This is a genomic window from Allobosea rubneri (genome assembly GCF_032464875.1).
In the GTDB taxonomy this organism is placed as follows: Bacteria; Pseudomonadota; Alphaproteobacteria; order Rhizobiales; family Beijerinckiaceae; genus Allobosea; species Allobosea rubneri.
The window spans coordinates 67,048-74,278 of the sequence record NZ_JAWDID010000026.1 but is presented as its reverse complement, the minus strand read 5'-3'; the positions used below and the strand labels follow the sequence as shown (position 1 = coordinate 74,278).

7 protein-coding genes are annotated in these 7,231 nt (G+C 69.2%); 1 reads left to right on the top strand and 6 read right to left on the bottom strand.

Going from position 1 to position 7,231, the window contains the following annotated elements:
* The 4 genes from RKE40_RS17285 to rimP form a co-directional block, all read right to left on the bottom strand.
* Positions 1 to 638 (bottom strand): translation initiation factor IF-2 associated domain-containing protein (locus RKE40_RS17285; RefSeq protein ID WP_316019469.1); only part of this gene is annotated, 638 nt, incomplete at its 3' end.
* Positions 635 to 1,363, bottom strand: coding sequence for an RNA-binding protein (locus tag RKE40_RS17280; protein WP_316019468.1), 729 nt, complete (start codon positions 1,361 to 1,363; stop codon positions 635 to 637). The genes RKE40_RS17285 and RKE40_RS17280, both read right to left, overlap by 4 nt.
* A 37-nt stretch (positions 1,364 to 1,400) precedes the next feature.
* Complete coding sequence (gene nusA, locus RKE40_RS17275; protein ID WP_316019467.1) at positions 1,401 to 2,993, bottom strand: transcription termination factor NusA; 1,593 nt, start codon at positions 2,991 to 2,993, stop codon at positions 1,401 to 1,403.
* Positions 2,994 to 2,998: 5 nt separating this feature from the next.
* On the bottom strand, positions 2,999 to 3,724 hold the full coding sequence (gene rimP, locus RKE40_RS17270; RefSeq protein WP_316019466.1) for a ribosome maturation factor RimP: 726 nt from the start codon (positions 3,722 to 3,724) through the stop codon (positions 2,999 to 3,001).
* A 250-nt stretch (positions 3,725 to 3,974) separates the two neighbouring features.
* On the opposite strand from rimP, the gene RKE40_RS17265 reads away from it, so the two are divergent.
* The gene (locus tag RKE40_RS17265; RefSeq protein WP_316019465.1) at positions 3,975 to 5,063 is read left to right on the top strand and encodes a DUF2336 domain-containing protein; all 1,089 of its coding nucleotides are present in this window, start codon (positions 3,975 to 3,977) and stop codon (positions 5,061 to 5,063) included.
* On the opposite strand, the gene trmB is transcribed toward RKE40_RS17265, so the two are convergent.
* Positions 5,038 to 5,730: a tRNA (guanine(46)-N(7))-methyltransferase TrmB gene (gene trmB / locus RKE40_RS17260; RefSeq protein ID WP_316019464.1), complete on the bottom strand. Its 693-nt coding sequence runs from the start codon at positions 5,728 to 5,730 to the stop codon at positions 5,038 to 5,040. The genes RKE40_RS17265 and trmB overlap by 26 nt on opposite strands.
* A 143-nt stretch (positions 5,731 to 5,873) precedes the next feature.
* The gene (metK, locus tag RKE40_RS17255; protein ID WP_316019463.1) at positions 5,874 to 7,079 is read right to left on the bottom strand and encodes a methionine adenosyltransferase; all 1,206 of its coding nucleotides are present in this window, start codon (positions 7,077 to 7,079) and stop codon (positions 5,874 to 5,876) included.
* Positions 7,080 to 7,231 lie beyond the last annotated feature (152 nt).

Sequence of the window (7,231 nt, the reverse complement as noted above, 5' to 3'; positions counted from 1 at the left end):
CCCTTCGGCGCCGGGCGCGGCGACGAAGCATAGGGGGCGGCAGCGGCAGGTGCGGGCGAAGCCGGGGGCGCGGCCGGCGCCGAAGGGGCCGGGGCAGCAGGCGGCGCAGCCGGACGCGGCGCGGCGGTTTCCTCGCGCTGGCGCATGGCGGTGTCGGCCCGGCGCTTGCGCTCCTCCTCCTGGCGCTTGCGCTCCTCTTCCTCGCGCTGGCGCGCCAGGGCGGCCTCGCGCTCGGCACGCTCGCGCTCCTCGCGGGCGGCGCGCTGGCGCGCCTCTTCCTCGGCGCGGGCGCGGGCTTCGGCCTCGCTGGCGCGGGCATCGGTCAGGGCGCGCAGACGCGCATCCTTCTCGTCGTCCGAAAGCGTGCGCAGGAGCATGCCGCCGGCCGGCCGAGCAGGGGCCGGCTGCGGGCGCGGCGGGACAGGAGCCGACGGCGGCTGCGGAGCGCGCGTGACCGGCGCCGGAGCGGCGGGCTCATGGCCGCCGACGCGGCGCTTGACCTCGACGACGACCTGCTTCGAACGCCCATGCGAGAAGCTCTGCCGAACCGTGCTCTGTTCGACAGGCCGCTTCAGCGACAACGTCTTGGGAGGCGTCACGCTCAAGGTCTTGTCGCCCGGGTTCTTGGTGTCAGTCATTCCGCTTTCGGTCCTGCCGGTTCGGTCTTCGTTTGATCTGCAGCGTCGGATTCCGCCGGGTCGATAGACGGCGCCCCGCCAGCATCGTCCGTCCGAAAGCGGACGAGCCGACGCCAGCGCGAGAGGAAGCCCTCGGTCGCCGGTCCCGGAACAAGGGCTGCATGTATCACATGCTCACGCCCTAACGCCAGTTCCAGTTCGGCCGCCGCGAAAATCGCGACAACCGGGATATTGCGCGGCTTCAGCCCGGCCTCGGCGCGGGCCGTGGCGGCCCGGTGCAGGGCCTGCCCGATCTTGCGCTTGCCGTCCTCCGCGCCGTCGCTCGCGGCGATGATCGCCGCGGCCTGGCCCGAGCCGGCGAGCGTCTCGACCTTGCCAAAGCCGGTCGAGACGAGGCCGGCCTTGTTGGCCATGGCGAGTGCCTGGATCGCGTCGCGCACCATCAGCGCGTCGATCTCCTCGGCCAGCGTCGCCGAAACCACGACCTTCTGCTTCAGCGAGCGCTCGAACGCCTTGCGCTTGACCGCCAGGCCGACCGCAGCGGCGCTGAGGCCGACCCAGACGCCACGTCCCGGCAACTTACGCCGAAGATCGGGCACCAATATGTCGCCCGGCCCGACGACGAAGCGGATCAGGTCCTCGGGCGCACGGGCCTGGCGCGTCACCACGCAGGTCCGCTCCTGGGCCTTGTCCGCCCGGCCCTCGCGTCCGGCCCGCGGCGCCATGGCGCGGTCTGCGGCCTTCGTGCTCAGGCTCTCGTCCTCAGGCCTGCGCCTCTTCCTCGGCGTCGGTCTCGGGAGCCGGCTCCGGCGCCTCGACCCAGCCGGCCTTGATGCGCGCGGCCATCACCATCGCCTCGGCGTCCTGACGCGACAGGTCGAAGCCGTCGAGATAGCCGGAATGGCGGGGGGTCTCGCCATCCTTGCGCTCGGTCCAGCCGACGAGATCGTCGGTGGCGCAGCCGGCGAGGTCCTCGACGCTCTTCACGTCGTTCTCGCCGAGCGCGACCATCATCGCGGTGGTAACGCCCTCGACCTCTCGCAACTCGTCCTCGACGCCGAGCGCGCGACGCTTCTCGTCGAACTCGGCCTCGACCGCGGCGAGATAGTCCTGGGCGCGCGTCTGGATCTCGGCCGCAGTGTCCTCGTCGAAGCCCTCGATCGAGGAGAGCTCGGACGGCTCGACATAGGCAACTTCCTCGACCGAGCGGAAGCCTTCCGAGGCGAGGAGCTGGCCGACCGTTTCGTCGACATTGAGCGCGTTCATGAAGATCTCCGTGCGCTGCACGAATTCCTTCTGGCGACGCTCGGATTCCTCGGCCTCGGTCAGGATGTCGATGTCCCAGCCGGTGAGCTGCGAGGCGAGGCGAACGTTCTGGCCACGGCGGCCGATGGCGAGCGAGAGCTGCTCGTCCGGCACCACGACCTCGATCTTGTCGGCTTCCTCGTCGAGCACGACCTTGGCGACTTCCGCCGGCTGCAGCGCGTTGACGACGAAGGTCGCGACGTCCGGCGACCACGGGATGATGTCGATCTTCTCGCCCTGGAGCTCGCCGACCACGGCCTGCACGCGCGAGCCGCGCATGCCGACGCAGGCGCCGACCGGGTCGATCGAGGAATCGCGCGAGATCACGGCGATCTTGGCGCGCGAACCCGGGTCGCGGGCAACGGCTTTGACTTCGACAATCCCGTCATAGATTTCCGGCACTTCCTGGCCGAAGAGCTTGGCCATGAACTGCGGGTGGGTACGCGAAAGGAAGATCTGCGGGCCGCGCGGCTCGCGGCGCACGTCGTAGACATAGGCGCGGGCGCGATCGCCGACCTTGAAGGTCTCGCGCGGGATCATCTCGTCGCGGCGGATGATCGCCTCGCCGCGGCCGAGATCGACGAAGACGTTGCCGTATTCGACGCGCTTCACCGCGCCGTTGACGATCTCGCCGATGCGGTCCTTGTACTCGTCATACTGACGGTCGCGCTCGGCCTCGCGCACCTTCTGCACGATGACCTGCTTGGCCGACTGGGCGGCGATGCGGCCGAAATCGAAGGGCGGCAGCGGGTCGGCGATGACGTCGCCGACCTGGGCGGCCGGGTTGTGGCGCTTGGCCTCGTCGACGGTGATCTCGGTGGCGCCGTTCTCGACGAGGTCGACGACCTGGAGATGGCGCGCCAGGCGCAACTCGCCGGACTTGGTGTTGATCTCGGCATGGACGTCGGTCTCGGCGCCGTAGCGCGAGCGCGCCGCCTTGGCGATGGCGTCCTGCATCGCGTCGATCACGATCTGGCGGTCGATCGACTTCTCGCGAGCGACGGCGTCCGCGATCTGCAGCAGTTCGAGCCTGTTGGCGCTGACAGCCATTGCACTCACTCCTCTTCTTCTCGGTTCTGCTCGGGAGACGGCTTGCCACCCTTGGCGCCCTTGGCCGGCTTGCGGGCCTTCGGGTCGCGCGGTCCCAGCGATTTGCCGCGCCCGGGCGCCGGCATCGCGATCTCATCGGCCGGCGGCATTTCCGGCGGCAGGCCGGACTTTCCGCGGCGGAGCGACTCTGTGACGAGGGCGTCGGTCAAAACCAGCCGCGCCTCGGCGATCAGCCGCATCGGGATCGCGACATCGCGCTCTTCCTCGGACTTCGCGTCGTCACGGGTCAGCAGGGCGTCGCCGCCGCTGACGCCGCGCAGGATGCCGCGGAAGCGCTTGCGGCCAGCAACCGGCTCGCCGGTATCGATCTTGGCGAGATGGCCGGCCCAGCGCTCGAAATCGCCGGGGCGGACCAGCGGCCGGTCGATGCCCGGCGAGGACACCTCGAGATGATACGCCGCCTGGATCGGGTCGTCGACATCGAGCGCCGGCGAGACCGCCTGGCTGACGGCCTCGCAGCCCTCGACGGTCATCGTGCCGTCCGGACGCTCGGCCATGATCTGCAAGGTGCAGCCGTTCTGGGCGGTGATGCGGACGCGGACGAGGCGATAGCCGATATCGGCGATCGCCGGCTCGACGATCGTCGCGACGCGCGCGGCGACACCCGTCTCGACGACGATCCGCTGTTCCTGATCCTGCATGCCCTGCTCGCCCATTGCCCGGCTCGCCATCATCTCGCCTGCGGCGCCGATGGCGACCGCTACGCCTGGACGGCTTCGGCCAACAAAAAAGAGCGGGCCGGTGGGCCCGCTCTTGATCGCCGGCTTACACCGAAACCAGAGCTGTTGGCGCCCTATCTAGTCCTGTTCGGGCGATCTTGCAAGTTGCGAGGCGGTCGATGGCCGTTTCTCGGTTTCCGCTAACCGGCTGGTCATTCTTGCCTGCTAGCCTCTCGCCCGTTCTGGTGAAGAGGTTGCGTTGATGAGTCCCGTCGGAGCGCTGCTGCGCGACCTCGAAACCACGATGGCACGCGGCTCGAGCGAGGAGCGTGCCACGATCCTGGCGAGGCTGACCGACCTCTTCCTGAGCACGGCCACCGGCATGGCCGAGGACCAGATCAGCGTCTTCGACGTCGTCATCGGCCGCCTCGCCCGGGCGATCGAGCTGCGCGCCCGCATCGAATTGTCGGAGCGGCTCTCGGAGGTGCCGAACGCGCCGAGCGGCGTCGTGCGCCAGCTCGCGCTCGACGAGATCGCGGTGGCGCGGCCGGTCCTCGTCGCCTCGCCGCGCCTCAGCGACAACGACCTCGTCGCGATCTCGGCCGCCAAGGGCCGCGACCACATGCTCGCCATCACCGAGCGCCCGGAACTGGGAGAGCCGGTCACCGATTTCCTGATCCTGCGCGGCGGCCGCGTCGTCACCCATGCGGTCGCGGCGAACCCCAGCGCCCGCTTCTCGCGCCATGGCATGGGCGTTCTCGTGATGCGGGCGGCCCAGGACGACGCCCTGCAGGCGACGCTGGGCACGCGGGACGACCTGCCGGCCGACCTCGCCGAGCAGTTGCTGGCCGCTGCCAAGAACTCGGCGCGGCGCCGCCTCGAGGCCTCGCTCGAGCCGGCCATGGCGGGCGCTGTCGCCGGAGCGATCGAGCGCAGTGCCGAGACCGTGTCGACAGAGGCCGAGATCAACGGCGATCTCGGCAAGTTCGGCGTGGCGCTTGCCGATATCAAGGGCCTGAACGAGGCCGGAAAACTCGACGAGACCGTCGTCGCGCAATACGCGACCTCAGGCGCGGGCGAGCACGCGATCTGCGGCGTCGCGGTGCTCGCCGGACTCTCGCTGCCCGCGACCGAGCACATCGTGTTCGGGCCGGATCGCGAGGCCGTCCTCCTGGTCGCGCGAGGCATGGGCTGGTCCTGGGAGACCGCCAAGGCGCTGATCGGCCTGCGCAAGGGCGACGGCAAGTCGGCGCCAGTGCTGGAGCGGGCGAGGCTCAGCTTCCGCAACCTGACCCCGACCACCGCCCAACGCGTTCTCGGCTTCCTCAGGATGCGCGACGGAACGCCGTGAGATAGCTGGGAACGCGCCCCTCCCTCACCGCCTTGGCCTCGTAGCGGGTGCGGATCCAGCCCGGATAGGGCTGGCGCCAGTCGTCGGCATTCTCGTCGGCCCAGTCGAAATCGGGCGAGGCCATAAGCCGCGCCAGCGTCCAGCCGACATAGTCGTCGATATCGCTGGCGAAGCGGAAGCGTCCGCCCGGCCGCAGCGCTCGCGCCAGCAGGGCCAGCGTCCGCTCGGAGACGAAGCGCCGCTTGCGCTGGCGCCGCTTCGGCCACGGGTCGGGGTACAGCAGGTCGGTGGCATCGAGGCTGCCCGCGGGCAGGCGCGGCAGCATCAGGGCGGCGTCGCCATCCCAGAGCCGGATATTGCGCAGGCCCTCGCGCTCAATCACCGCGAGGAACTTCGCCATGCCGTTGATGAAGGGCTCGCAGCCGATGAAGCCGATCTGCGGGCTCTCGCGCATCCGGTGCAGCAGATGCTCGCCGCCGCCGAAGCCGATCTCGAGGCGCACGGCCTCGACGGGAACCGGAAACAGGGCGGTGAGATCGCCGATCTCGCCCTCCGGCAGACGCAGCCGCGGCAACACTTCCGCGATCCGGCCGGCCTGACCTTCGCGCAGGCCCTTGCCCTTGCGCCGGCCGAAGAAGGCCCGGTCGGGATCGTGCTGATCTGTCATCGCCATCGCCTCGGTATCGGAGCAGGGTTCACGCGAAGCGCCGGCTGCAGCTGTCGCACCCCGCCCCGTCCGCTCTCCGGTCTAAAGAAAATGGCCGGGGCGCAACGCCCCGGCCATCGTGATCGGGTATCCCGAGGCCGATATCAGGCGACGGCCTTCTTCAGCGTGTCGACCAGATCGGTCTTCTCCCAGGAGAAGCTGCCGTCGCGGCCGGCCTTGCGGCCGAAATGGCCATAGGCGGCCGACTTGGCGTAGATCGGCTTGTTCAGGTTGAGATGGGTGCGGATGCCACGCGGCGTCAGGTCCATGACCTCGCCGAGAACCGCTTCGAGCTTGGCCTCGTCGACCTTGCCGGTCCCGTGCAGGTCGACATAGATCGACAGCGGCTTGGCGACGCCGATGGCGTAGGAGAGCTGGATCGTGCAGCGGTCGGCGAGCTTGGCCGCGACGACGTTCTTGGCGAGATAGCGCGCCGCATAGGCGGCCGAACGGTCGACCTTGGTCGGGTCCTTGCCCGAGAAGGCGCCGCCGCCATGGGGCGCCGCGCCGCCATAGGTGTCGACGATGATCTTGCGGCCGGTCAGGCCGGCGTCGCCGTCAGGGCCGCCGATCACGAACTTGCCGGTCGGGTTGACGTGCCAGACGGTGTCCTTGGAGATCCAGCCATCGGGCAGGGTCTGACGGATATAGGGCTCGACGATCTTGCGGACATCGGCCGAGGACAGCTTGTCGTCGAGATGCTGGGTCGAGAGCACGATCTGGGTGACGCCGACCGGCTTGCCGTTCTCGTACTTGACGGTGACCTGGCTCTTGGCGTCGGGGCCGAGCTTGGCGGCGGCGCCTTCGCCCGAATGGCGGGCCTTGGCCAGGACCTCGAGGATCTTGTGGGCGTAGTAGATCGGCGCCGGCATCAGCTCCGGGGTCTCGCGGCAGGCATAGCCGAACATGATGCCCTGGTCGCCGGCGCCCTCGTCCTTGTTGCCGGAGGCGTCGACGCCCTGGGCGATGTCGGCGGACTGGGCATGCAGCAGCACGTCGATCTTGCACTTCTTCCAGTGGAAGCCGTCCTGCTCGTAGCCGATCGCGCGGATCGCCTTGCGGGCCGCCGACTTGACCTTGCTCTTCATCGCCTTCTCGTCGAGCGAGGTGCGGACCTCGCCGGCGATCACGACGCGGTTGGTGGTCGCCAGCGTCTCGCAGGCGACGCGGACCTGCGCCGCATCCATGCCCGCCTTGGCGGCTTCCTTGAAGAACAGATCGACGACCTCGTCGGAAATCCGGTCGCAAACCTTATCCGGATGGCCTTCGCCGACGGACTCGCTGGTGAAGAGGTAGTTCTGGCGTGACACGGACAGAAATCCTTTATGGCGGGAAGGCGACCGCAGGCATAGGCCGGCAGGCTTGCAAAAACGCGCAGCGTCTTTGCAGCGGAAACGTTCGCCGTCAAGGCCGGAAATTGTTTTGAGAGGTCGATCGTTCGATGAGGCGAACGCTGAAACGC